Source organism: Salinispora sp. CH2A1_6 (assembly GCF_056820975.1).
On sequence record NZ_JBXEDG010000003.1, the window covers coordinates 398,540 to 421,815 of the forward strand.

Here is a 23,276-nt window from a genome sequence, read left to right on the forward strand (position 1 = left end):
GGAGGGACCAGTGCGTATGACGAGCAAGATGGATCCGCTCGATGCCGGCGACCACATTGCCGACGACAGTTCGTCTGACTCAGAATCGGATGGGCCAGTGTCGTCCGTTGGGTCAGAGTGCGGATCCACATACCGGCAGGAACTCGGTCCGGTCCTCGTGGCGACCGGACCGGATCAAGTTCGGCCATGACCGTGTACGTCTCGCGGTACGCCCTGACAGGCGAGCTGTCTCGGGGGACTACGGCGACTCCGCCGGTACGGTCGGACGCAGTCGATCAGCCCCTGCTGACGCACGTGTGGCGGATGGTGTTCGAACAGCAGGCCCGGGAGCGTGAACGACCATGAGCGGTACCGGAGATTGCCGAAAGGTGAACCGGCTGATGCCATCGGAGCATCTACCGCTGCGTCCACTTTGGCTGTGCCGCCGGTGCGGTCAGCCCTGGCCCTGTGGGCCGGCGCGGCTTGCTTTGGTTTCCGAATACCGCGACAACCGGTGGATCGCCGCTGCCGTTCGACAGCGCGGTGAGCTGTCAGCGGGTGCCGTAGAAGGCGGGTGGGGCGGCGGGGTCGAAGTCCTCCTCGCTGGCCATCTCTCGCGCGACCTCGGCGGCGGTCGGGCTGAGGGCTGCCATGGTGGCCGCGATGCCGAGGGCGGCGAGCGCCACACCGATCGCCGCACTGAGGAACAGGGTTTTGAAGGTGTTCATCTGGACCTCCCCATCGGAATTGGCACCTGTACCTACTTCACCGACCCGGGGTCTCGCCGACGACCCACATCGAGAAGAACTGCGACCCGCCGCCGTACGCGTGACCCAGCGCCGCTTTCGCTCCAGCCACCTGGTGCTCGCCGGCCCGTCCCATCACCTGCTTGGCCGCCTCGGCGAAGCGCAGCATGCCGGAGGCGCCGATCGGGTTGGAACAGAGCACACCGCCGGACGGGTTGACGGGCAGGCGCCCACCGATCTGGGTCTCGCCCGACTCGGTGAGCTTCCAGCCGTGCCCGGCCTCGGCAAAGCCCAGGTTTTCCAGCCACATCGGCTCGAACCAGGAGAACGGTACGTAGATCTCCGCCACGTCGACCTCGGTGAGGGGGTCGGTGATCCCGGCCGCCTGCCACAGCGCCTGGGCGGCCTCGGCGCCGGCCCTCGGGTTCACGTGGTCCTTGCCGGCGAAGTAGGTCGGCTCGGTACGCATCGCCGTCGCCCGGATCCAGGCCACCGGCCGCTCGCTCGCCTCGGCTGCCGCCTGGTCGCCGATCACGATCGCGCAGGCGCCGTCGGAGGAGGGGCAGGTCTCGTCGTACCGGATTGGGTCCCACAACATCGGCGAGGCCCGCACCGACTCCAGCGTGATCTCCGGCTGGCGCAGGTGCGCGTAGGGGTTGAGCGCACCGTTTCGCCGGTCCTTCACCGCGACCATCGCCCCGACGTGCTCAGGTGCGTTCGAGCGTCGGATGTAGGCCCGGACGTGCGGTGCGAAGTAGCCACCGGCCCCGGCCCCGATCGGCGCGGTGAAGGGCGGTTGGATGGAGAGCGCCCACATGGCGTTGGACTCCGACTGCTTCTCGAACGCGACCGCGAGTACGCGTTGGTGCACGCCAGCCCGGACCAGGCTGGTCGCCACGACCCCGGTGGCACCGCCAACCGAGCCCGCCGTGTGCACCCGCAGCAACGGGCGCCCGGCGGCTCCCAGCGCGTCGGCGAGGAACAGCTCCGGCATCATCACGCCCTCGAACAGGTCCGGCGCCTTGCCCAGCACGACCGCGTCGATCTGCGGCCAGTCGACGCCGGCGTCGGCCAGCGCCCGGTCGATCGCCTCCCGGCACAGCCCGGCCATCGACACGTCGGTACGGCGCGTCTGGTGCTGCGTCTGCCCGGTACCCAGCACGGCTGCTCGTCTCATGACCTCGCCTCCAGCACACAGATGAGGTTTTGCTGCAACGCCGGCCCACTGGTGGCGTGTCCGGCCGCCCGCCGGGCCTGGCCGGTCATGACCTGTTCGGCGGCGGCGCCGATGCGCGCCAGCCCGGCCGAGAACATGGGGTTGCCGCAGAGCGCACCCCCGGACGGGTTGATCCGGACCCGGTCGCCGAGGCCGAGTGCCGTGCGCAGCAGTAGTTCCTGGTGGGTGAAGGGGGCGTGCAGTTCGGCCACGTCGAGGTCCGCCGGCAGGGCCACCGCCTCGGCCGCGGCGGTCGCGGACGGCACCGTGGTCAGGTCCCGTTCGCCGAGGCCCTGCGGGTCGACCCGGTGCGCCACGCCGCTGATCCAGGCCGGCTGTTCCCGGTGTCGGCGGGCGCGCTCGCCGGCGGCTAGGACTAGCGCGGCGGCGCCGTCGGAGACGGGTGCGCAGTCGTGCGCCCGGAGCGGATCGGCGAGGTAGGGGGTGGCGACCAACTCGTCCACGGTGGGCTGGCCGGACACCTGGGCGTAGGGGTTGGTGGCGGCGTCGGCCCGGCTGCGGGCCGCCACCTCGGCCATGGCCTGCTCGGTGACGACCCCGGCGTCGATGGCGAGCCGGGCCTGGAGCGCGGCGACACTCACCGAGTCGGGCCAGAGCGGCGCGGCCACGTACGGGTCGAGTTGGAGCGCCAGCACCCGGCGCAGCAGGCCGGCCGAGGACTTGCCGAAGCCGTAGACCAACGCGGTCTTCGCCTCGCCAGCCAGAATCTTGACGTACGCCTCGTAGAACGCCCAGGCTGCGTCCATCTCCACGTGCGACTCACAGATCGGCGGGTACGCCCCGATCGCGTCGATCGCGTTGACGAAGGAGAACGCCCGGCCGGCGAGGTAGTCCGAGGAGCCGGAGCACCAGAAGTCCACCTCGCGGCGGTCGAGGCCGGCCGCCGACAGGGCTTGGTGGAAGAGCGGGACGAGGGTTTCGACGCCACTGGTGGTCCCCGCGGAGGGACGGCAGGGTGCCTGGGCGAAGCCGATGACGGCGACGGCAGGGTTCACAGGTGCTCCTGGTAGGACTCGTACGGCGCATCCGGTTCGCCGGTGGGGCGGAAGTGCGCGATGTTCTCCGGGGTGGTGGACCAGGTCGTCGGGTCCCGCCAGACCGCGGCCACCCGCATGCCCATCCGGGCGTCGCCGGCCTGGCCGAGGATCAGGTGGGGGATCGGGATGTCGGCACCGTCGAGGAGGACCTGGGCGACCACGTACGGCGGCTCCAGTCGCTGCCCGGCGAAGGGAACGTTGACCACGCAGAACGTGGTGACCGTGCCGTGGTCGCGGACCGGCACCTCCTCCTCGGTCGGCACGCCGTCGGCCGGGCAGACCCGGGGCGGTACGTAGACCTTGCGGCAGGCCGGGCAGCGCTGGCCGAGTAGCCGTCCTTCGGAGAGTGCGTGCAGGTATCGACTCTCCTCGACGGAGGTGGTGTGCGTGTAGGAGAGCCGGATCGGAGTCACGATGCCGGTCACGGGATCGCCGCTGCTGGCGGGATCGCTGCCGGTGCCGGGTGTGCTGCTGGTGCCGGGCGCGCTGCCGGGTGTGCTGCTGCTGCCGGGATCGTCGCTGGTGCTGTCGTTGGGCGCGTGGGGTGGGCCCGGGTCGGGCTCGAAGCAGGCGATGTCGCGGATGTGTCCGGATCGCTTCGCGGCCCAGCGGACGCGGACCCGCATGCCGGTCCGCATCGACTCCCGGGTGCCGGCATCGACGGCGTGCAGTAGCGCCGTGTCGGCTCCGTCGAGCCGGATCAGTGCCCAGCCGAACGGTCGGTCGAGGGGTTGCCCGGCAAGCGGCCGGTCGGTCCAGGTCCAACTGGTCACGGTGCCGGTGGGTGAGACGGGAACGAGCTCGGTGACCGGGGTGTGGGTCACCGGGTCGTATTCGAGGGGGGGAACGTGGACGCGGCCGTCGGCGGTGCGGGCACCGAGCACTCGACGGTCGCGCAGGCCGGTCATGAATCGCCCGAGGACCGGACCGAGGGAGCGGGTGTAGTCGAAGGCGATGTCCAGCGGGGCGGCGAGCGGGGGCGCCGAAGCGGTATCCACGAGGGTCAGTGAAACATGTTCTATCGGGGCGAATCAAGGTCGCTCCCCGTCCGCTGTTCAGGAAGTGGAACACGTTATAGAGTCTGGTCCATGACTGGCATCGGGCTGTGGAACATCGCGAGTCAGGATCCGGATGGGATCGCCGTCGTTGACCCGGATGGCCGGGTCATCACATATGGCGAGTTGGCCGCCGAGGCCGACCGGATCGGGCGCGGCCTCCAGGCGCTCGGGCTGGCACCCGGGGACACCGTGGCGATGCTGCTGCCCAACAGTGCCGACCTGCTCGCCGCCGAGTTCGCCACCCTGGAGACGGGGCTGTACTCGGTGCCGCTGAACTGGCACCTGACCGCCGCCGAGATCGCCTACATTCTGCGCGACAGCGGTGCCCGTGCGTTCGTCGCGCACCGCCGATTCGCCGAGGTGGCCGCGGCCGCCGCCGTCGAGGCCGGTATCCCGGCCGACGGGTGCTTCGCCGCGGCCGGTGCGGTTCCCGGGTTCCGGCCGCTCGCCGACGTCGGCGCCGACGCCTCCGACCGCCCCACGCCGCGCACCCTCGGTGCGTTGATGGTCTACACCTCCGGAACGTCCGGGCGGCCCAAGGGCGTACGTCGGCCGCTGACCGGCGCCGACCCGGACACCGTTCCGCCGGTGTCACAATGGTTCTTCGGGCTGTTCGGCCTCGAACCCTTCGACTCCCATGTGCACCTGTGCTGTTCGCCGCTCTACCACACCGCGGTGATGAACTTCGCGGTCATCTCGCTGCAGCTCGGCCATCCGGTGGTGCTGATGGACCGGTGGGACCCGCACGAGATGCTGCGGCTGATCGAACGGCACCGGGTCACCCACAGCCACATGGTGCCGACCCAGTTCCGTCGCCTGCTCGCCCTGCCGGAAAAGGTTCGGACGGCGTACGACCTGTCGTCGATGCGCGTGATGATCCACGGTGCGGCGCCGTGTCCGCACGAGGTCAAACGGCGGATGCTCGACTGGTGGGGGCCGGTGGTGGTGGAGTACTACGCCGCCAGTGAGGGCGGCGGCACCCTGATCACCGCCCAGGACTGGCTGGCCCGGCCCGGCTCGGTCGGGCAGGCCTGGCCGGGCTCGCAGGTGCGGGTGCTCGACCCGGACGGCAACGACGCGCCAACAGGTGAGCCCGGGACGGTGTATCTGCAGATGGGTGAGACGACCTTCGAATACCTCGGCGACGCCGAGAAGACCCGGCAGTCCTGGCGCGGCCGCATGTTCACCGTCGGCGACATCGGCTACCTCGACGACGATGGTTACCTCTACCTGTGTGACCGGAAGAGCGACATGATCATTACCGGTGGGGTGAACGTCTATCCGGCCGAGATCGAGGGGGAGCTCGCCGCTCATTCGGCGGTGGCGGATGTCGCGGTCTTCGGCATCCCGCACGACGAGTGGGGTGAGGAGATCAAGGCCGTGGTGCAGCCGGAGCTGGGGGTGGCGACGGGCCCGGAGCTGACCAGCGAGCTGCTGGCGTTCCTGACCGGCCGGCTGGCCCGCTTCAAGCTGCCCCGAAGCGTGGACTACGTCGAGGAGTTGCCCCGCGACCCGAACGGCAAGCTCTACAAGCGAGTACTGCGCGACCCGTACTGGGCCGCGCAGCAGCGCGCGATCTGACCTGGCTACCGCCCGTGGAACTGGGGGGTGCGCTTCTCGACGAAGGCGCGCGGGCCCTCCTTGGCGTCGGTGGTGCGGAACACCGCCGTGCCGATCGGTGCCTCCAGAGCGAACGCCTCGTTCTCGGCCAGGCCCTCAGTCTCCCGCATCGTGCGCAGGATCGCCTGCACTGCCAGTGGGCCGTTCGCGGCGATCATCCCGGCCAGTTCGAGGGCCTTGTTCAGGGCCTGCCCGTCCGGCACCACGTGTCCGATCAGGCCCACGTCCCGGGCCTCGGCGGCACCCAACTGGCGTCCCGTCAGCAGCATCTCCGCCGCGACGGCGTACGGGATCTGTCGTACCAGCCGGACGGCGGAGCCGCCGAGGGGGAACAGGCCCCAGCACACCTCGGAGACCGCGAAGCGGGCGCTCGCCCCGGCCACGCGGAGATCCGTCGCCTGGAGGATCTCGGTGCCGCCCGCCACCGCCGGCCCCTCCACCGCGGCGATGAGCGGTTTGGTCAGCCGTCGACCCTTGAGTAGCGCGTCGATCCGGGAGAGGTCGGCGCCGTTGAACCGGTCTCCGGGGTGGGACTGGGTCATCGCGCGGAGGTCCGCGCCCGCGCAGAAGGTGCCCCCGGCCCCGGTGAGGATGCAGGCTCGGATCTCCGGATCGTTGTCCGCGCGGTCCCACGCGTCCCGCATGATCGCGAGCATCTCGGGGGAGAGCGCGTTGCGGACCCGTGGCCGGTTCATCGTCACGATCAGTATTTGTCCACGTTGCTCCACGAGTGCGTGGGGCTGGTCGGCTGCCGATTCCACGGGCGCCTCCTTCGACGATTTCCAAGGCTTGTCAGCGACGATAACAGGTTCTACTTTTGAGTGATGGTGGCAAATATCGCAGACCTGTTTGAACATGCGGTTGACGCCTTCGGTGACCGTCCCGCCGTGTTCCTCGGCGAGCAGGCGATCAGCTACCCGGAGCTGGAGGAGCGCGCCAACCGGCTGGCCCACTTCCTACGTGACCGCGGCGTGCGCCCCGGTGACCATGTCGGCCTCTACGCGGGTAACTCGATCGAGGCCGTGGTGGCCATGATCGCCGTCTTCAAGGCGCGCGCCGCGGTCGTCAACATCAACTACCGGTACGTCGAGAACGAGCTGCGCTTCCTCTTCGCCGACGCGGAATTGTCGGCGTTGATCCACGACCGTCGCTTCGCGCCCCGCGTCGCTACCGTGCTGGCCGACGCCGCCGGTCCGCACACCGTGGTGGCCCTACCCGACGGCTCGGCGGAGGAGATCGGCGGGTACGGCGGCGTGCCGTACGCGGACGCGCTCGCCGCCGGCGACCCCGCCCGGGATTTCGGCGAGCGCTCGGCGGATGACCTCTACCTGCTCTACACCGGTGGTACCACCGGCTACCCGAAGGGGGTGCTCTGGCGGCACGAGGACGTGTGGCGCGCGCTCGGCGGTGGCGTCGACTTCATGACCGGCATTCCGCTCGAGGACGAGTGGGCCCAGTCCACCCGCGGCGCCAGCGGGACCGCGATGGTACGCCTCTGCATGGCCCCCCTGATTCACGGCAACGCGCAGTGGGCCGTGCTCGCCGCGCTCTTCGCCGGTGACACCGTGGTGCTGCTGTCGCGCTTCGACCCGGAGGAGGTCTGGCGGACGGTCGAGCGGCGCCGGGTCAACGTGCTGGTGCTGATCGGCGACGCGATGGCCCGTCCGATCATCGAGGCGTACGCCGCCGGTGGCTACGACGGCTCGTCGGTGGCCGCGGTCTCGTCCAGTGGTGCTCTCTTCTCCCCGGGGGTCAAGCGGCAGTACCTGGAGTTGTTGCCCGACGTGCTGGTCACCGACGCGATCGGGGCGTCGGAGACCGGTTTCATCGGGCTGGGCGTGGTCGCCGAGGTGCCCGGTGGCGCGGTGCAGGACCCGCGGGTCACACCTGGGCCGGACACGGTGGTGCTCGGCCCGGACGGGCGGCCGGTGCCGCCGGGCGCGGAGGGGCGGCTGGCGAAGAGCGGTTTCCTCCCCCTCGGCTACTACAAGGACCCGGTCAAGACCGCCGCCCTGCTGATCGAGGTGGACAGCGTGCGGTACGCGCTCCCCGGTGACCTCGCCCGGCTCGAGGTCGACGGCACCATCACGTTGCTCGGTCGGGGTAGCACCTGTGTCAACACCGGCGGTGAGAAGGTCTTCCCGGAGGAGGTCGAGGGGGCGTTGAAGACGCACCCCGACATCTTCGACGCGCTGGTCGTCGGGGTGCCCGACGAGCGGCTCGGGCAGCGGGTGGCGGCGGTGATCCAGCCCCGGGCCGGCGGCACGCTGGATCTGGCGGCGGTGCGGACGCATCTACGGGAGCGGATCGCCGGTTACAAGGTGCCGCGGTCGATCTGGCTGGTGGCCGAGATCTCCCGCACGATCAGCGGCAAGGCTGACTACAAGTGGGCGCAGCGGCATGCCGAACAACACCCGGCCGAGGAGGTCCGCCATGCGGACTGAGCTGTGCGACCGGCTCGGTATCGCGCATCCGATCGTCGGCTTCAGCCCCTCCGAGCAGGTGGTCGCGGCGATCAGTCGGGCCGGCGGGCTGGGCGTGTTGGGCTGCGTGCGATTCAACGACCCGGAGGAGCTCGACGCGGTCCTCACCTGGCTCGACGAGGAGACCGAAGGCCGGCCGTACGGGGTGGACGTGGTGATGCCCAGCACCGAGCCGGCCGAGGGCGCTCCGGCTGATCTGGACCGGCTGATTCCGGCGGGGCATCGCGACTTTGTGGAGCGCACCCTGCTGCGCCTCGGCGTGCCGCCACTCGGCGGCAACGGCGAGCACCAGGCCGGCGTGCTCGGTTGGCTGCACTCGGTGGCCCGCAGTCACGTCGAGGTGGCGTTGACGCACCCGGTCCGACTGATCGCCAATGCTCTCGGTTCGCCGCCGCCCGACGTGATCGCCCAGGCGCACGCGCGGGGGGTGCTGGTGGCCGCGTTGGCCGGCCGCGCCGATCATGCCCGCCGGCACGTGGCGAGCGGGGTCGATCTGGTGGTCGCGCAGGGGTACGAGGCCGGCGGCCACACCGGTGAGATCGCCAGCATGGTGCTGGTGCCGGAGGTGGTGGACGCGGTCGGCGAGCAGGTGCCGGTGTTGGCCGCCGGGGGCATCGGGAGTGGCCGCCAGATCGCGGCGGCGCTCGCGCTCGGCGCGGGTGGTGTCTGGATGGGCTCGGTCTGGCTCGGCACGGCCGAATACCAGAGCAGCTCCGCGCTGCGTGCGGCGCTACTCCGGGCCGGGTCGGCGGACACGGTCCGCAGCCGGATCTACACCGGCAAGCCGGCCCGGCTGCTGCGCAATCGGTGGACCGAGGCCTGGAGCGAGGAGGGGGCGCCCCGGCCGCTGCCGATGCCACTCCAGAACCTGCTGGTGGCGTCGGCGCACAGCCGGCTGATGGATTCTGATGACCCGACAATCGTTCCGATGCCGGTGGGGCAGATCGTGGGTCGGATGAATGCGGTGCGCCCCGTCGCCGACGTGTGGGCGGATCTGGTCGCCGAGGCGGAGGAGAAACTGGTTCACCTCGGAAGGCTGTGCTAAGGGGTGTCCCGACGGGATTGGCCAAGCGGGGCTGGGAAGGTGGTCGTGAAAACTGCACCGTGTGGTGCCGAGGACGTTCCGTTCGCGGCATCACATTGACCAATAACTAGAACACGTTCTATCATTGTTTCGTGCTTACTCAGCCGTTTTCTCAGGCCATCGCGGAAGCCGAGCGGGTCATCGCCGAGGCGGCCCACGTCCACGGCCAACAGGACCTGCTCGAGGGCTACGACTACCTGGCTGGTGGCATCCGGAGCTCGATCCAGATGGCCTGGTCCTACGACCGCGAATTCCCCTACTTCGTCCGCTCCACCGGCCCGTATACGAAGATGGGCCTCGACAATCCCGACACCCTCTACTTTCACGCGTGGCTCCACGACGACGCGGAGTATGTGGTGACCGGCCGCCGGGGCAGCACCGCCGACCTGAGCTTCCAGGTCCTCGACGGCTCCTACTCCCCGGTCAACGTCCCGGGCAGCCTCACCGCCTTCGACGACCGCGAGATCGAAGTCGCTGCCGACGGCAGCTTCGAGATTCGGTTCGGGCCGGGGCTCTCCGGCCCGAACGCGTTCCCACTCGCCCCCGGCTCGGCCATGCTCGTGGTGCGCGAGGTGTTCAGCGACTGGGCGGCCGAACGCCCCGGGATGCTGCGCATTCACCGCCCCGACACCATCGGCGGGACACCGCCGCCGCTGACCGAGGCGACCCTCGCCAAACGCTACGCGGTGGCCGGCAAGATCCTCACCGGTCGGATTCACACCTTCCTCGCGTTCGCCGAGCGGTTCTACCTGAACCTGCCGGTGAACACCCTGACCCCGCCCCGGCTCACCCCCGGCGGGCTGGCGACCCAATACTCCTCGGTGGGCCACTACCAACTCGCCGAGGACCAGGCCATGGTGATCACCGTGCCGGTCTCCGACGCGCCCTACCAGGGCATCCAGCTGGGCAGCATGTGGTACATCTCGCTGGACTACAGCAACCACCAGACGAGCCTCACCGTGCCCCAGGCTCGAATCGACCCGGACGGCATGATCCGATACGTGATCAGCGAACGCGACCCGGGAATGGCGAACTGGCTGGAGTGCACCGGCCACGATCGGGGCTACGTGCAGCTGCGTTGGCAGCGGCTCTCGCACGCGTTGACCGCCGCGGACGGGCCGCGGGTGGAGGTGGTCGCGGTGGATGACCTACCCAAGCAGGTGCCGCACTACGAGCCGATCGGGCGGGCGGCGTGGCAGGAACGCATCGCCGCCCGGCAGGCCGCGACCGCGGCCCGGATGCTGGGCTGAGCCGTGCTGCTCGCGGAGAAGATCGTTGTGGTGGCCGGGGTCGGCCCCGGGCTGGGCCAGGCCATCGCGGTGCGGGCCGCGCAGGCCGGCGCCGACGTGGTGCTCGCCGCCCGCACCGGGCCCTTCCTCGCCGAGGTCGCCGGCAAGGTGCGCGCGGTGGGTCAACGGGCCCTGACGGTACCCACCGACCTCACCGACGGTGAGTCGAGCGCCGCGCTGGTGCGGGTCGCCCTGGCCGAGTTCGGCCGCGTTGACGTGTTGGTCGGTAACGCCTTCGAGATGCCGCCGATGCGCGGTCTAGGGAAGGTCGAGTTGGCCGACCTGCGGTCGAGCTTCGAGGCAAACGTGCTGGCGGCGCTGCGCCTGACTCGGCTGCTGACGCCCGCGTTGGTGGAGTCCGGCGGCGCTGTGGTCATGGTCAACTCTGCCGTGCTGCGTCACTCCCGGCAGGGCTTCGGCCCCTACAAGCTGGCCAAGGCCGCACTCCTCGCCGCCGCCCAGAATCTCGCCAGTGAGCTCGGGCCGAAGGGCGTACGGGTCAACTCGGTGGCACCCGGCTGGATCTGGGCCGACAGCCTGCGCCTCTGGTTCGACTACCAGGCGAACCAGCGGGGGGTGCCGCCCCAGCAGCTCTACGACGAGGTCGCCGCCACCACCGACCTGCGCCGGCTGCCGGTGCCGGACGAGGTCGCCGACGCCGTGCTGTTCCTCGGCTCCGGCCTGGCTCGGGGCATCACCGGCCAGTGCCTCGACGTCAACTGTGGCGAGTTCCATCACTGAACCCCGGGAGCGAGCATGAGCAGCACCCGTACGGACGTCGGCACGATCGAGGACCTCCACGCCTCGGCGACCCGGCTCACCGGGCTCGACGACTTCGGCGACGACGACTACCGCGAGGGGATGGGCGAGCTGCTCGCCGCGTACCGGACGGAGGCGGCCCTCACGCCCACCGGGAGCAAGGTCTCCCGGGCATTTCTCCGCGCGGCACTGGTGTCCCGACTGCTCAGCGAGGCCGCGTGGCGGCAGTTCCCGGAGTACGCCGAGGTCCCGGTCGCCCGGCCGGTCTTCGTGACCGGCCTGCCCCGAACCGGCACCACCGCACTGCATCGGCTACTCACCGCCGACCCCGCACACCAGGGGCTCGAGCTGTGGCTGACCGAGGTACCCCAACCCCGCCCGCCGCGGGCCACCTGGGAGTCGAACCCCGGCTACGCGAGTCTGCAGGCCGGCTACGAGCAGTACCACGAAACCAACCCGGGCCTGCGGGGTGCGCACCACACCGCGGCCGACCAGGTGGAGGAGTGCTGGCGCTTGCTGCGGCAGTCAATGATGTCGGTGTCCTTCGAGTGCCTGGCCTACCTGCCGAGCTACTCGCGGTGGTTGAGTGCGCAGGACTGGACCGCTGCCTATCGGCGGCATCGGCGCAACCTTCAGCTCATCGGCCTGCAGGACCGAGATCGCCGCTGGGTGTTGAAGAACCCGAGCCATCTGTTCGCCCTCGACGCGCTGCTCGCCGTCTACCCCGACGCCGTGGTGATCCAGACTCATCGCGCGCCGCGGGAGGTGGTCGCCTCGGTCTGCAGCCTCAACGCACAGGCGTGCGAGGGCTGGTCGGAGCTGTTCCGCGGGGAGGTGCTCGGTGGGGCGCAGGCGCAGCTCTGGTCGCGTGGGCTGCGGCGGTTCATGGCCGACCGCGAGCGACACGACCCGGCACACTTCATCGACGTCTCCTACGACGACTTCGTCGCCGACCCGCTCCGGGTGGTGGAGACGATCTACGACCGGTTGGGGACCCGGTTGACCGCTGCCGCGCGAGCTGCGATGAGCTCGCTGCACCGGCGGCGAACGCGCCCCGCACACCGCTACGATCTCGCTGACTTCGGACTGACCCCGGCTGCGGTGGACGCCACCTTCGCCTAGTGGATCTTACTGATCACCTCGTCGGCGAAGCGGCGGATGCCGTCCCGCTTGGCGGCGAGGTCGCCGTCGAAGCCGACGCCGTAGAAGCGCCAGGGCATCACGATCGCGTCGGTGACGCCGGCCTCGGCCTGTTGCTGGAAGCCCGCCAGGCCGAATCGATCAATGCAGACCGCCTGGATCTCGAACGGCTGGTCGGCCCGGTCGTACTCGACGCGTAGCCGGGCAAGCTGGTCGATCGTCGCGCGCAGCTCGTCGAAGCGCATCATGGCGGAGGACCAGCCGTCGCCCAGCCTCGCCGCGCGGCGCAACGCCGCATCGGTGTGACCACCCACGTAGATCGGGACCTGCGCGGTCGGGGCCGGGCTCATCTGTAGCCGGCCGAAGTCGAAGTGCTTGCCGTGGTGCTCCACCATGCCACCGCCCAGGATCAGCCGCAGCACCTCAATCGCCTCGTCGCCCCGCGCGCCCCGGTCGGCGAACGGCGAGCCGCACCAGAGTGACTCCTCCGGCGACCAGCCCAGCCCGACGCCGAGCCCGAACCGGTTTCCGGTCAGGTTCGCCACCGACCCGACCTGTCGTGCCAACAGGACCGGGTTGCGGGGACCGAGTTTGAGCACCTGGGTGTAGAACCGGATCCGGGTGGTGGCGGCGCCGAGCGCGGCGGCGGTCACCAGCGGGTCGACCCAGGGCGTCTGCGCGTCCCAGAACCGGCTGCCGTCCGGCGTGTACGGGTACTTGGCGCTGACCTCTTCGGAGTAGAAGAGCGAGTCGGGGAGGGCGATGGCGGAGAAGCCGCACTCCTCGGCGGCGTGCGCCAGGTCGGTGAGTTGGTCGAGCGGGCTGAGTGCGATCCCGAGGCTGAACTTCATCTATGAACTGTAACGTGTTCTACCGGGTCGTGGCAGGGTCCTGGATGGTCTGGTCGGATCGTATCGTCGGGTCGACCCGATGGATGTCCGAGAGTTAACATCCATCAATGGAGTCTCTCGATTTCACCGGTCGCGGTGTGGTCGTCACTGGGGGGACGCGGGGGATCGGTGCCGCGATCGCCGCGGCCTTCCTCGCGGCGGGTGCCCGGGTGCTGGTCTGTGGCCGGACCCCACCGTCCTCGGTGGTGCCCGATTTCGTGCCGGCTGATGTCCGTGACCCCGCGCAGGCGGCCGCCCTGGTGGCGGCGGCGGTTGACCGGTTCGGTCGCCTCGACGTGGTGGTGAACAACGCCGGTGGGGCGCCGGCGGCGGTGGCGGCCAGCGCCTCACCCCGGCTGCACGCCAAGATTGTGGAGCTCAACCTGGTCGCTCCGTTGCATGTTGCGCAGGCGGCCAACACGGTCATGCAACAGCAGCCCGGCGGCGGGGTCATCATCATGGTGGGGAGTGTCAGCGGCACGCGTCCATCACCCGGCTCCGCCGCGTACGGCGCCGCCAAGGCCGGACTGCACCACCTGGCGACGAGCCTGGCCGCCGAGTGGGCGCCGGCGGTGCGGGTGAACAGTGTCGTCCCCGGTCCGGTCGCCGGCGACGGGAGCCTCCGGCTGGACCCGGCGGCGGTGGCGCGCACGGTGCCCCTGGGGCGACCCGCCACGCCGGCCGAGGTCGCCGGCGTCTGCCTGCTGTTGGCCTCCCCGCTGGCCTCCTATGTGACCGGGGCGGCGGTGGCGGTGCACGGTGGTGGCGAGTGGCCGGGCTATCTCGAGGACCTGCGCGGCCCTACTGCTGATCAGTCTTCGTAGGTAGCGAGCTTTCTCGGCGGCCTCCGGGACGAGGGCGGCCTGGACGATCGGGGTGGCCGCTTCCGGATCAGCTCGGTCGGGGCGGATCGGGCTGCGCGTGGGCGGCGGGGATGCTGGCAAGGGCCGGTCGGCAGCACGGCGCTGGTGCTGGGCAGTGTGTCTTGGTCAATTGCCGAAATATTTGTTGTCCGGAATGTCTGAGAGGCTCCGGACGCGCCAGCTCGGGCCGGTATGAAGCGGAGACGTAGAACCTCGGTAGGAGGCGGTTCTTCCGCAGATCCTTCACCGAGGTTCTGCGTCGACATTCGTAGGCGGACTTTCTGGCGCAGGACGGTCGGCCCAGGACCGGCGTGGCGACAGTCCTGGCGCGTGTCCGCGGCGGAGGAGAAACTCTGGCCACCGGGGGGTGACTGGTGACCAGGGCGGCCCTCAGGTCACCAGTCGGCGGTGGTCCCAGCTGACCACTCGCCGCGGCTCCACCAGATAGGCCGCCCGCTTGGCTGCCGCGTGCGCGACATAGTCGTCGAGTGCCGCTGCCACCTCACCGGGCGGCAGACCGCCCGCCGCCAGCGGGCTGGGCATCCGTGCGGCGATCAGACGGCCGACCGCGGTCACCCCCGCCAGGTCGTCGATCCGGGTGACCTCGCCGGTCACCTGGACGCCGCGCAGCTCGAAGTAGCCGTCGCCCGCCTCGACCAGGCAGGTCACCCGTGGGTCGCGGGCCAGGTTCCGGGCCTTCTGCGAAACGCGGTAGGTCCAGAAGGCGATGCGTCCGCCGTGCATCGCGTAGAACATGCTGACCAGGTGCGGCGTGCCGTCCCGGTTGACGGTCGCGAGTTGGAGCTTCTGGCCGTGGGTCAGGTGTTCCTCGACGTCCGCGGGTGGCATCGCCACCGTGGCGCGCTGGTTCACGGCTCCTCGCCTTCCGCGCCGCCACCCGGGCCGGGTGCGGCCGTCGCTCGATCCAGCGAGGTCATCTCAGTATCCCGGTCCGGACAGTAGCCCGCCGTCGGCCACGAACTCGGCACCCGTGGTGTATGACGATTCGTCGGAGGCGAGGAACGCCACCAGCCGGGAGATCTCCACCGGCTCGGCGAGTCGGGCGATCGGCAGCGAGGTGAGAAACGCGTCCGAGTCAAGGGTGGGCATGGTCTCGGCGGCGGCCAGCGCCATCGGGGTCAGCACGCCACCGGGGTGGACCGAGTTGACCCGGATGCCGGCCGGCCCGAGCTCCTGGGCCGCGGACCGGGTGATTCCGCGGATCCCGAACTTGCTGGCGCTGTAAGCCGAGAGGCCGGCCGCGCCGACGAAGCCCTCGATCGACGACACGTTCACAATCGATCCGCCGCCGGACCTCGTCATCGCCGGCGCCACGGTGTGGATGCCGAGCCAGCAGCCGGTGAGGTTGACGTCGATCACGTGGCGGAACTCGGCCGGGTCCATCGTGGCGATCGCCGCGTGCCGGAAGACGCCGGCGTTGTTGACCAGAACGTCGATTCGGTCGAACGCCGCCAGCGTGGTGGCGACGGCGGCCGCCCACTCGTCTTCGCTGGTGACGTCGTGGTGCGCATAGCGGCAACGATCATCACCGAGGCTGTCGGCGAGGGCTGTGCCGCGGTCGTCAAGGATGTCGCCGATGACCACCCGAGCACCCTCGGCGACGAACTGCCGGGCATGTGCCTTGCCCATGCCGCGTGCGCCGCCGGTAATGAGCGCCACCTTGCCGTCCAGTCGCCCCATCGACCCTCCTGCCAAGCGCTTGCTTGGCACCATACCATCGGTGAGACCTCGGCGTCGAAAACGGCCGCCGAGGCGGTGAACAAAACACGCTGTCGTGGGACCTCCCGAGGATTCGTCTGTGACCTTCGGAGGTCTGCGGCGCTGAATCTGTGCCGGTAGTTGGTGTGTACCGGCAGGGGTCGCGTCGATCATTTGATCGAGGTTCACTTATTCATCGGGTGCTAACAAAGCGTTTCTAGGCTTCGGGGGATGAATCCAATCCCTGTAGCATCTGGAGGTTCCATGCCCCGCATCCGTCAGGTGATGTCCCGACTCATCGCCGCTGCGATCCTCCTGGTCGCCGGCCTGGCCGTCGCACCTGCGGCCGCCTACGGCGCTGCTCAATCGACCGAGCCTGTCACGCAGGCGAGTGCTTTCTGGTCCTGCTCGGTGCCGTCTGGATACACCTACACGGCGGTACGGCGAGAGCTCAACGTCTGTAACCCCGGCGGCTTCGCCAACTCCTACTATGTCGTTGCCCCCAGCGACCGGCTCTGGGCCTGCACCGTACCGTCTGGATACACGTACTCCTCCGTGCGGCGACAGCTCAACGTCTGCAGTTCCAGCGGCTTCGCCAACTCCTACTACCTGCGGGTGCCCCAGGCCGGGATCTGGGCCTGCACCGTCCCACCCGGCTTCTCGTACTCCTCCGTACGGCGACAGCTCAACGTCTGCAACCCCAGCGGCTTCGCCAACTCCTACCTGCTGGTCGGCTGAACAACCGCCGGACCACTCAACTCCACGTCAAAGGTTGACAGATGCGCATGCAACGTACTGCCGTCGGGCTTGCCGCTGCGTTCGCCTTAGTCGGTGTCGCGGTCGGGGCACCCGCACAGGCTCCAGCCAATCCTGACCCGGCTCACCCCACTGCGCAGCCGCCGATCAGCAAAGCTGAGGCCGAACGGGCCCGAGCGGCGCTAGCACCCACGACCAACGCGGAAATCTCATCATCTACGCAGACCTCCTACGCGGTCGTTGAGCCGACCGGCGTCCTCGCCAGGGGGTTTCAAGCCGTCTATGCCAGGCGAATAAATGTCGGCACCTACGAGGTCATTTTCAGCCGTGACCTCACCACATCCGCCTACATCGCTACCCTCGGCCTGTCCGGCAACTCGGGCACGCCCAACCCTGGCGAGATCGCCGTGATCCGTCGTTCCGGCACAACTAACGGCATCTTCGTTCAAACCTTCGACTCCACCGGCACACTCACCGATCAAGGCTTCCATATCGCCGCCCTCTCCTAACTAACACCGCGCCCGGTAACTGGCACGCCCCGGGTGATGGTCATTGTCAGGAGGCCCAGGGTCTCCGCCCACCCCTTGCGTCGGGCATGCACACCCCAAGAAAAGAAAGCTGTTGGCCGGAGCCCGAACAAGCTCCGGCCAACAGTGCTGGCGGTTGTCTGGACAGTGGCGGTGCTCCTGGTCGTGGGCCGGGTTGCGGCCGGCGGTCGCGATCGCGGCGAACCCGTCGCGATTGCCCCGGGCTGCCAGCTCCTGCGGGCGTTGCGCAGACAGCGGAGTCCGCAGCCGGGCCCCATACCGTGGGCGATATCGCGGAGCAGCCCGGACGCCCGGCTACTGAAGGCCCAGGGCGCGAGCTTGGGAAGCTCGTCAGGGGACGAGGACCACCTTGCCGATGTTGCGACGCTCGCCGATCCGGCGGTGCGCCGCCGCGGCCTCCTCGAACGGAAACACCTGGTCGATCCGGGGCTTGATCGCACCCTCGCGCCACAGGTCCAGCAGTGCGGTCAGCTCCTCGCGCAGCAGGTCGGTGCGCTCCCACAGGTGTCCCAGATTGACGCCACTGACCGTGTGGTTGCGGTCCATCATCCCGTACGGCGTCAGCAGCGGCACGCCGGTGAGCTGACCGACGAGCCGGCGAAGGCTGCGCCGCTCACCGGTGGACAGGTTGGCGAAGCCGTACGCGATGAGCTGCCCCACCGGCCGGAGCAGGCTCATTCCGCGCTTCCAGTCGCGACCGCCCAGGGAGTCCAGCACCAGGTCGAGGCCCTCGCCGCCGGTGAGCTCCCGCACCCGGGCGACATAGTCCTCGGTGCGGTAGTCGATGGGATGGGTGCAGCCCTCCTCGCGGAGCACGGCGTGCTTGGCCGTCGAGGCGGTACCGAAGGTGACCACTCCCGGTACGGTGCGGCACAGCTGCAGCACCGCGGTGCCGACCCCACCCGCGGCCATGTGCACCAGGACGCGGGCCTCGGGGCGGAGGTTCGCCACCCGAAAGAGCATGTGGTAGGCGGTCAGGTAGTTGACCGGGATCGCGGCTCCCTCGATGAAGTCGAGGCCGTCGGGCATCGGCAGCACCCGCACGGCGGGCACGCAAACGGTGTCGGCGTGGCCACCGAAGCGCACCAGGGCCAGCACCCGTTGCCCCACCTCGAGGCCGGTGACCTCGGCGTCAACGGCGTCCACGACCCCGGCCACCTCGTAGCCCACCACCGACGGCGGTTTCGGGGCGTCCGGATACAGCCCCTGCCGGGCCATGACCTCGGCGAAGTTCAACCCGCAGGCGCGGACCGCGATGCGCACCTCACCGGGACCCGGTTGCGGATCGGGGGTTTCCCGTACCGCAAGGACCTCGGGCCCACCCGCCTTGGTGATCCAGACAGCGCGCATCGATTCCTCGACCTTCAACGTTGTTACGCCGACTACTCCGCCGACGGGCATCCGCTCGCCCGGGTGTTGGCCGCAAGGGCGACCCGGGCGAGGCAGTGACCGCCAACGGCCAGCGTAAGGGGTGCTGGTGGCCCGAGACGGTTGCCGTCAGCCGTGGGACGCCTCGGCGATGTCCAACGCGGCCAGGTACCCGAAGGTCATTGCTGGACCGAGCGTCGACCCTGCTCCGGCGTAACCCTTCCCCATGACGGCCGCGCTCGCGTTGCCGGCGGCGTAGAGGCCGGGAATGACCGTGCCGTCCTCCCGCAACGCCCGGCCCCGCTCGTCGGTTCGGACGCCGCCGTTGGTGCCGAGGTCGCCGGGGACGATCCGCATCGCGTAGAACGGTGGCAGCACCAGCGCGGCCAGGCAGGGGTTCGGCTCGTTGGTGGGATCGGCGTAGTAGTGGTCGTAGCTACTCTCGCCCCGATGGAAATCGGTGTCGCGACCGGCCTTCGCGAGGGTGTTGAAGCGGGTGACGGTGGCGCTCAGGGTCGCCGAGGGGACGCCGATCTTGTCGGCCAGGCCCTTGATGCTCCAGTCCCAGACCAGGACGCCGGAGTCATACCACTCGCTGGGATAGGGCAGCAGCGGTGGGAGGTCACGGAACAGGTAGCGGTTGCGGTACCGCTGATCCGTGATCATCCAGGCGGGGAAGGCGTCCTGCGCGTACATGGTGCGGACCACGTCGCCGTAGGGGGCGGCCTCGTTGACGAACCGCTCCCCGTCCGGGTTGACGAAGATGTTTCCCGGCAGGGTGCGTTCGGAGAGACAGAAGTAGGGGCCGGTCGGCAGCGGGATCATCGGCCCCCACCAGGCACTGTCCATGAGGTCCAGGGCGGCGCCCGCCTCGGCGCAGGCCCGGATGCCGTCCCCGGTGTTCGACGACGCGCCGACGGTCCAGTCAGTGCCGGTGGGAGCTTCCTGGTACTGCTTGCGCATCGCCTCGTTGTGCTCGAAACCGCCGGACCCGACGATGACTCCGCGCCGGGCGGTGAGGAGGACCTCCTCGCCGTCCCGGACCACCCGTACCCCGGTGACTCGCCCCTCGCTGACGACCAACTCGGTCAGGGGGGTGTTCAGCCAGACCGGTACGTCGGCGGCGAGCAGTCCGGCGCGCAGCCCGCCCGCGAGCGCCTGGCCCATGGTGATCGGCTTCTCCCCCTTGACCCACGCCGCCAGGTAGCGCTGGACAATCTCGGTGGCCGTCGTCAGCCCGCGGGGGTGGCGGGCGATGAGGGCCAGCCACTTGTAGTCGACATCCATGACGACGGTGCCGGGCGGAGTGGCCATGTAGGGGGCGTTCAGGGCGGCGTACTCGGCGCCGAGGACATTGGCGTCGAGCGGTTGCGGCTCGATCGACCGACCGCTGGGCAGGCCACCGGGCAACTCGGGGTAGTAGTCGGGGTAGCCCTCCATCCAGGCGAACCGCAGCGGTGTGTGTTCCAACAGGAAGGAGATCATGGCGGGCCCGGCCGACAGGTACGCCTGCAGGCGGGCGGCGGGGACCTCGTCGCCGACGACCGCGGCCAGGTACTCGGCGGCCTTGGTCGGAGTGTCCGGTACTCCGGCATCGAGGAGCACCTCGTTGTTGGGTATCCAGATTCCCGCCCCGGAGCGGGCGGTGGTGCCGCCGTAGACATCGGCTTTCTCCACCACAACGGCCTGCAGGCCGCGTTTCGCCGCGGTAAGCGCACCCACCATGCCGGCCGCGCCGGCACCCACCACCACTACGTCGTACTCGACCACGGTCGTCATCGGACCCCCAGCCCAGCGGAAACAGATGGTGGAACACGTTACTGTATTCAGATCGGCGCCGGGAAGTACCGCATGTACATACTTCAATCAAGATATCGATCTTGGTTGCGTCAGCCGGCGGTCGTGACGATGCCCGGCCCGGACCGCCGCGAGCGACGCGGACGCGATCGAGCCGGCACCGGACGGTGTCATGATGGCCGTTAACCGGTCGAAAACGAGGTGCACGACGGTGACGATGAGTAGGTCGAATCACGAGCGTTGGCGTAGCCACCACCCCATGCGGGAGCAGCGGGACGCCAGCCCCGCTCTGCTGGACCGGCGGGAGGCCATCGCGGAGTTGGGAGACGCCTTACGTGACCTGGTCGAGCAGGCGGTTACCACGGAGGTTCCGGCAGACCAACTCCGTCAGGTCACGGCCGACCTGCGCCGAGCGGCTCGCCCGTTGACCATGCACGAGCGGGAGGTGACGCGGATACCGAGCGCCGACGACCTGTTGGGTGGAGTCCGGATGTACAACCCGGTAACCGGCGTCGGCAGTGCCCTGGCTCCGCCACTGCGTATCGACCTGGTTGACGGGGTTGCCGTCGGCGTGTGCACCCTTGGGCCGGCCTTCGAGGGGCCGCCCCGGTACGCCCATGGCGGAGTCAGTGCCCAACTGCTGGACCAGCTACTCGGCTATGTGGCGAGCGCCAGGGGCAACGCGGGGATGACCGTCCGGCTCGACACCCGCTATCGCGCACCCATCCCGTTGCGCACGCCGCTGCGCCTGACGGCCCGGGTTACGGCCGTGAACGGCCGGAAGACCACCGCCCACGGCGGCATCGCGACCGCTGCCCACCCCGACGACCTCTTGGTCGAGGCGACCGGGGTGTTCGTCGTGCCCCGACCGGAACAGTCCTGGCGGCTCTTCGGCGAGGCCCCGTACTGGGAGGCCGGCGATGCCTCCGTCGAGTACGACTGATCCGGCGCCGCGGAGCTGTCGTGGCCGGTGGAGCCGTTGTGGCCGATGGAGCCGTCGTGGCCGGTGGAGCCGCTGGCGGAGGCAGCCTCGGCGTGCTGGCTAGGCCACGACGCCGGTGCGGCAGAGGAGCATGAGCTGCTGAAGGGTGAGCTCCTGAGTGTGGGCGGCGGCGTGGCTGCTGGCCCAGCCGAAAACGGTCTCGGCCGGTCGTTGCTTGGGCGTGCCCGGGGTCACGTCGTAGCCGTCGGAGGCGACGATCTTCTCGATCATCCTGGCGAGTTCGGCCGGCCCGCTGCCCGGGTATCCGGTGCTGTAGCCGGCGGTCTGTTTCTCGGGCAGGATGTGCAGGGTGCCGCGGTCGGTGCGGGCCCAGACCATGTCGGCCTCGCGGTCGATGATCAGGGCGGTCAGCTGCTCCCCGTCGGGAAGGGCGAGGGGGGCGTAGGTGTGATGTTCCCAGTGCTCGTGGTTGCCGGTGACGGTCCGGTAGTGGTGCACGGCGACGGGCAGCCAGGTGATCGGATCACGGAAGGCGCGCCAGCAGAGGCAGCCGTCACCGGCGACCGCGGAGGGAGAGTCGGGGTCGTCGTAGACGCAGGGGTGCCAGAGCTGGGGTGCCTCGTCCGGGGCGACGAGGGTGACGTGAAGGGCGTCTGGGGTGCAGGGCGTGAGTCGGTCCCGCCACTCGGCCGCGTATCGGCTGGCGTAGGTGTCGAGCTGCCGGCCGGCGTTGATGGCGCCCCCGGTGTAGGCCGGCGGTTCGATATAGAGCATGAAGTGCCAGTAGCCCCGCTCCGGGCTGTGGGTGAGATGCAGGTCCCGGTCGTGCTGATAGGTCATCGTGGGTGCTCTCCTGTCCTTCCCGGCGGATACCCTGCATCGGCAACGCCAAGACCGGCTTCCTACCAGCGGATCCGACGCGGCAGGCCCACCAGCGGAGAGCTCAGCCCGCCCGGCGCTGCGGTCAACGGCGGCGTCGCGGACGAGAACAACGGGATCGCCGTCGTGGGCAACGATCGCGTCATGGTTCCCTCCTACGCCACATCGTTGACCCAGCCAGGATTCTGGCCCGCGTGGAGCCCGTGGTGCGCCGCCGACCTTCGCCCCAGCACCGTAGGACAAGCTGGGTGACTGCGCCACCACCTAAGGTGAGTATCTATCGATTACGACAAATCGGCCCCCGGTCGTCCTGTGGACCGGGGGCCGGTGTCGTTCGCAGCCCGGTGGCGGCGGGCCGCCCCAGCTATGTCGCCTTGTCCGTCAGCGCAACAGCAGGCGGGCGGCGAGTTCGAGGTGCTCGTGCACGTCGTTGGCCGAGGCGCGCCGGGTGACCCAGGCGACCAGGCTGGAGAGCCAGACATCACCGATGACGCGGGCCTTGGCCCGGTCGTCCGCCGATGGCTTGCCGTCCCGCATGGCCAGGATGAACATGTCTTCCATGAGTCGGGCGACGGCGTTGACCTCGGTGGCGGCGGTCGGGTCGGCGAACATGAACGCCCGGGTCATCGCTTCGGTGAGCATCGGGTCGCGCTGCATGGCGCGAGTGACCCGGCCGAGGACGAACGCGGTCCGCTCGTGTGCCGTCTCGCCCGGAATGGCGGTGCGACGGAGCCGGTCCTGCGTTCGCTCGAACTCTCGGGCCAGGGCGGAAACCAGTAGGTGGATTTTGGAGGGGAAGTAGCGGTACAGCGTGCCGAGGGCGACGTTGGCGTGTTCGGCGACGGTGCGCATCTGCACCGCGTCGTATCCACCCCTGGAGGCCAGGACGAGGGTGGCGTCCAGGATGCGCCGTCGGCGTTCCCGCTGTGCCGCCGACCCCTGCTCGGTGTCGGTCAGGCTGCCCGCGCCCGGGCTTCTGGTATGTGTTCTCGACGCCACCATCTTGCCTTCCGTGATCTTGTCGAATCGGCAGCGGCCATGCCATCCCAAGTCTAGCAACGGGCGGGCGCCGTGCGCTCGG

Annotated in this window: 24 protein-coding genes; 11 read left to right on the forward strand and 13 right to left on the reverse strand. The window is 69.7% G+C overall.

Annotated elements, in window-relative coordinates; all coding sequences use genetic code 11:
- Window positions 1-186: 186 nt before the first annotated feature.
- The gene (gene amcA / locus AC1UKG_RS06650) at window positions 187-345 is read left to right on the forward strand and encodes a multiple cyclophane-containing RiPP AmcA (protein ID WP_018814524.1); all 159 of its coding nucleotides are present in this window, start codon (window positions 187-189) and stop codon (window positions 343-345) included.
- A 185-nt stretch (window positions 346-530) separates the two neighbouring features.
- On the opposite strand, the gene AC1UKG_RS06655 is transcribed toward amcA, so the two are convergent.
- From AC1UKG_RS06655 to AC1UKG_RS06670, 4 genes are read right to left on the reverse strand one after another with little or no spacing between them, the layout of a single operon-like run.
- Window positions 531-707, reverse strand: a complete 177-nt coding sequence (locus tag AC1UKG_RS06655) for a hypothetical protein (RefSeq protein WP_018219362.1) — start codon at window positions 705-707, stop codon at window positions 531-533.
- A gap of 37 nt (window positions 708-744) precedes the next feature.
- A complete protein-coding gene (locus tag AC1UKG_RS06660; RefSeq protein WP_026271498.1) occupies window positions 745-1,902 on the reverse strand; it encodes a thiolase domain-containing protein in 1,158 nt (385 codons plus the stop codon).
- Window positions 1,899-2,957, reverse strand: coding sequence for a thiolase domain-containing protein (locus AC1UKG_RS06665; protein ID WP_018814525.1), 1,059 nt, complete (start codon window positions 2,955-2,957; stop codon window positions 1,899-1,901). Before AC1UKG_RS06665 ends, AC1UKG_RS06660 begins: the two co-directional genes overlap by 4 nt.
- Window positions 2,954-3,997, reverse strand: coding sequence for an OB-fold nucleic acid binding domain-containing protein (locus AC1UKG_RS06670; protein WP_018814526.1), 1,044 nt, complete (start codon window positions 3,995-3,997; stop codon window positions 2,954-2,956). The genes AC1UKG_RS06665 and AC1UKG_RS06670 overlap by 4 nt, the downstream gene beginning before the upstream one ends.
- 90 nt (window positions 3,998-4,087) lie before the next feature.
- Between AC1UKG_RS06670 and AC1UKG_RS06675 the strand changes: the two genes are divergently transcribed.
- Window positions 4,088-5,638 (forward strand): acyl-CoA synthetase, encoded by a 1,551-nt coding sequence (locus AC1UKG_RS06675; protein WP_482642245.1) that lies wholly within the window; start codon window positions 4,088-4,090, stop codon window positions 5,636-5,638.
- A gap of 5 nt (window positions 5,639-5,643) precedes the next feature.
- Here AC1UKG_RS06675 and AC1UKG_RS06680 read toward each other — a convergent pair whose 3' ends face one another.
- The gene (locus AC1UKG_RS06680) at window positions 5,644-6,438 is read right to left on the reverse strand and encodes a crotonase/enoyl-CoA hydratase family protein (protein WP_018814528.1); all 795 of its coding nucleotides are present in this window, start codon (window positions 6,436-6,438) and stop codon (window positions 5,644-5,646) included.
- Window positions 6,439-6,501: 63 nt separating this feature from the next.
- On the opposite strand from AC1UKG_RS06680, the gene AC1UKG_RS06685 reads away from it, so the two are divergent.
- The 5 genes from AC1UKG_RS06685 to AC1UKG_RS06705 all read left to right on the forward strand — a co-directional run bounded on the left by AC1UKG_RS06685 (window position 6,502) and on the right by AC1UKG_RS06705 (window position 12,414).
- Window positions 6,502-8,121: an acyl-CoA synthetase gene (locus AC1UKG_RS06685; RefSeq protein WP_482642244.1), complete on the forward strand. Its 1,620-nt coding sequence runs from the start codon at window positions 6,502-6,504 to the stop codon at window positions 8,119-8,121.
- Window positions 8,111-9,205, forward strand: coding sequence for an NAD(P)H-dependent flavin oxidoreductase (locus AC1UKG_RS06690; RefSeq protein WP_482642243.1), 1,095 nt, complete (start codon window positions 8,111-8,113; stop codon window positions 9,203-9,205). Before AC1UKG_RS06685 ends, AC1UKG_RS06690 begins: the two co-directional genes overlap by 11 nt.
- A 131-nt stretch (window positions 9,206-9,336) precedes the next feature.
- Window positions 9,337-10,494 (forward strand): hypothetical protein, encoded by a 1,158-nt coding sequence (locus AC1UKG_RS06695; protein ID WP_018814531.1) that lies wholly within the window; start codon window positions 9,337-9,339, stop codon window positions 10,492-10,494.
- Between the two features lie 3 nt (window positions 10,495-10,497).
- Window positions 10,498-11,274, forward strand: coding sequence for an SDR family oxidoreductase (locus AC1UKG_RS06700; protein WP_018744485.1), 777 nt, complete (start codon window positions 10,498-10,500; stop codon window positions 11,272-11,274).
- 15 nt (window positions 11,275-11,289) lie between these two features.
- A complete protein-coding gene (locus AC1UKG_RS06705) occupies window positions 11,290-12,414 on the forward strand; it encodes a sulfotransferase family protein (protein WP_018744486.1) in 1,125 nt (374 codons plus the stop codon).
- Here AC1UKG_RS06705 and AC1UKG_RS06710 read toward each other — a convergent pair.
- Entirely contained in the window at window positions 12,411-13,283 is an 873-nt protein-coding gene (locus AC1UKG_RS06710; RefSeq protein WP_018814532.1) for a TIGR03619 family F420-dependent LLM class oxidoreductase, read from the reverse strand. The two genes, AC1UKG_RS06705 and AC1UKG_RS06710, sit on opposite strands and share 4 nt — an antisense overlap.
- A 107-nt stretch (window positions 13,284-13,390) precedes the next feature.
- Between AC1UKG_RS06710 and AC1UKG_RS06715 the strand changes: the two genes are divergently transcribed.
- Window positions 13,391-14,146: an SDR family oxidoreductase gene (locus AC1UKG_RS06715; RefSeq protein WP_018744488.1), complete on the forward strand. Its 756-nt coding sequence runs from the start codon at window positions 13,391-13,393 to the stop codon at window positions 14,144-14,146.
- A gap of 429 nt (window positions 14,147-14,575) precedes the next feature.
- On the opposite strand, the gene AC1UKG_RS06720 is transcribed toward AC1UKG_RS06715, so the two are convergent.
- Window positions 14,576-15,058, reverse strand: a complete 483-nt coding sequence (locus tag AC1UKG_RS06720) for a pyridoxamine 5'-phosphate oxidase family protein (protein WP_482642242.1) — start codon at window positions 15,056-15,058, stop codon at window positions 14,576-14,578.
- Window positions 15,059-15,124: 66 nt separating this feature from the next.
- Window positions 15,125-15,886, reverse strand: coding sequence for a glucose 1-dehydrogenase (locus AC1UKG_RS06725; protein ID WP_018814533.1), 762 nt, complete (start codon window positions 15,884-15,886; stop codon window positions 15,125-15,127).
- 282 nt (window positions 15,887-16,168) lie between these two features.
- Here AC1UKG_RS06725 and AC1UKG_RS06730 point away from each other — a divergent pair, with 282 nt between their 5' ends.
- Complete coding sequence (locus AC1UKG_RS06730; RefSeq protein ID WP_018742185.1) at window positions 16,169-16,642, forward strand: hypothetical protein; 474 nt, start codon at window positions 16,169-16,171, stop codon at window positions 16,640-16,642.
- A gap of 41 nt (window positions 16,643-16,683) precedes the next feature.
- Window positions 16,684-17,169, forward strand: a complete 486-nt coding sequence (locus tag AC1UKG_RS06735) for a hypothetical protein (RefSeq protein WP_018742186.1) — start codon at window positions 16,684-16,686, stop codon at window positions 17,167-17,169.
- Window positions 17,170-17,538: 369 nt separating this feature from the next.
- On the opposite strand, the gene AC1UKG_RS06740 is transcribed toward AC1UKG_RS06735, so the two are convergent.
- Together AC1UKG_RS06740 and kstD are read right to left on the reverse strand one after the other, a co-directional pair.
- Entirely contained in the window at window positions 17,539-18,558 is a 1,020-nt protein-coding gene (locus AC1UKG_RS06740) for a synaptic vesicle VAT-1 family membrane protein (protein ID WP_018742187.1), read from the reverse strand.
- 147 nt (window positions 18,559-18,705) lie between these two features.
- The gene (kstD, locus tag AC1UKG_RS06745) at window positions 18,706-20,355 is read right to left on the reverse strand and encodes a 3-oxosteroid 1-dehydrogenase (RefSeq protein WP_018742188.1); all 1,650 of its coding nucleotides are present in this window, start codon (window positions 20,353-20,355) and stop codon (window positions 18,706-18,708) included.
- Window positions 20,356-20,632: 277 nt separating this feature from the next.
- On the opposite strand from kstD, the gene AC1UKG_RS06750 reads away from it, so the two are divergent.
- Window positions 20,633-21,316, forward strand: coding sequence for a hotdog domain-containing protein (locus AC1UKG_RS06750; RefSeq protein WP_475889404.1), 684 nt, complete (start codon window positions 20,633-20,635; stop codon window positions 21,314-21,316).
- A gap of 99 nt (window positions 21,317-21,415) precedes the next feature.
- On the opposite strand, the gene AC1UKG_RS06755 is transcribed toward AC1UKG_RS06750, so the two are convergent.
- The 3 genes from AC1UKG_RS06755 to kstR form a co-directional block, all read right to left on the reverse strand.
- Window positions 21,416-22,156 carry a hypothetical protein gene (locus AC1UKG_RS06755; protein WP_018742190.1) on the reverse strand — a complete coding sequence of 247 codons (741 nt, stop codon included), beginning with the start codon at window positions 22,154-22,156 and terminating at the stop codon, window positions 21,416-21,418.
- Window positions 22,157-22,218: 62 nt separating this feature from the next.
- Window positions 22,219-22,341, reverse strand: coding sequence for a hypothetical protein (locus AC1UKG_RS06760; protein WP_475889354.1), 123 nt, complete (start codon window positions 22,339-22,341; stop codon window positions 22,219-22,221).
- Window positions 22,342-22,576: 235 nt separating this feature from the next.
- Complete coding sequence (gene kstR / locus AC1UKG_RS06765; RefSeq protein ID WP_018813424.1) at window positions 22,577-23,197, reverse strand: cholesterol catabolism transcriptional regulator KstR; 621 nt, start codon at window positions 23,195-23,197, stop codon at window positions 22,577-22,579.
- Window positions 23,198-23,276: the final 79 nt, after the last annotated feature.

What these genes read in the sequence shown, in the direction of transcription:
- AC1UKG_RS06690 (WP_482642243.1), top strand. Translation starts at nt 8,111, where the DNA reads ATGCGGACTGAGCTGTGCGACCGGCTCGGTATCGCGCATCCGATCGTC.
- kstD (WP_018742188.1), bottom strand. Translation starts at nt 20,355, where the DNA reads ATGACGACCGTGGTCGAGTACGACGTAGTGGTGGTGGGTGCCGGCGCG.
- AC1UKG_RS06725 (WP_018814533.1), bottom strand. Translation starts at nt 15,886, where the DNA reads ATGGGGCGACTGGACGGCAAGGTGGCGCTCATTACCGGCGGCGCACGC.
- AC1UKG_RS06715 (WP_018744488.1), top strand. Translation starts at nt 13,391, where the DNA reads ATGGAGTCTCTCGATTTCACCGGTCGCGGTGTGGTCGTCACTGGGGGG.
- AC1UKG_RS06710 (WP_018814532.1), bottom strand. Translation starts at nt 13,283, where the DNA reads ATGAAGTTCAGCCTCGGGATCGCACTCAGCCCGCTCGACCAACTCACC.
- AC1UKG_RS06730 (WP_018742185.1), top strand. Translation starts at nt 16,169, where the DNA reads ATGCCCCGCATCCGTCAGGTGATGTCCCGACTCATCGCCGCTGCGATC.
- AC1UKG_RS06655 (WP_018219362.1), bottom strand. Translation starts at nt 707, where the DNA reads ATGAACACCTTCAAAACCCTGTTCCTCAGTGCGGCGATCGGTGTGGCG.
- AC1UKG_RS06735 (WP_018742186.1), top strand. Translation starts at nt 16,684, where the DNA reads ATGCGCATGCAACGTACTGCCGTCGGGCTTGCCGCTGCGTTCGCCTTA.
- AC1UKG_RS06660 (WP_026271498.1), bottom strand. Translation starts at nt 1,902, where the DNA reads ATGAGACGAGCAGCCGTGCTGGGTACCGGGCAGACGCAGCACCAGACG.
- kstR (WP_018813424.1), bottom strand. Translation starts at nt 23,197, where the DNA reads ATGGTGGCGTCGAGAACACATACCAGAAGCCCGGGCGCGGGCAGCCTG.
- amcA (WP_018814524.1), top strand. Translation starts at nt 187, where the DNA reads ATGACCGTGTACGTCTCGCGGTACGCCCTGACAGGCGAGCTGTCTCGG.
- AC1UKG_RS06740 (WP_018742187.1), bottom strand. Translation starts at nt 18,558, where the DNA reads ATGCGCGCTGTCTGGATCACCAAGGCGGGTGGGCCCGAGGTCCTTGCG.
- AC1UKG_RS06760 (WP_475889354.1), bottom strand. Translation starts at nt 22,341, where the DNA reads ATGACGCGATCGTTGCCCACGACGGCGATCCCGTTGTTCTCGTCCGCG.
- AC1UKG_RS06755 (WP_018742190.1), bottom strand. Translation starts at nt 22,156, where the DNA reads ATGACCTATCAGCACGACCGGGACCTGCATCTCACCCACAGCCCGGAG.
- AC1UKG_RS06705 (WP_018744486.1), top strand. Translation starts at nt 11,290, where the DNA reads ATGAGCAGCACCCGTACGGACGTCGGCACGATCGAGGACCTCCACGCC.
- AC1UKG_RS06750 (WP_475889404.1), top strand. Translation starts at nt 20,633, where the DNA reads ATGCGGGAGCAGCGGGACGCCAGCCCCGCTCTGCTGGACCGGCGGGAG.
- AC1UKG_RS06685 (WP_482642244.1), top strand. Translation starts at nt 6,502, where the DNA reads ATGGTGGCAAATATCGCAGACCTGTTTGAACATGCGGTTGACGCCTTC.
- AC1UKG_RS06675 (WP_482642245.1), top strand. Translation starts at nt 4,088, where the DNA reads ATGACTGGCATCGGGCTGTGGAACATCGCGAGTCAGGATCCGGATGGG.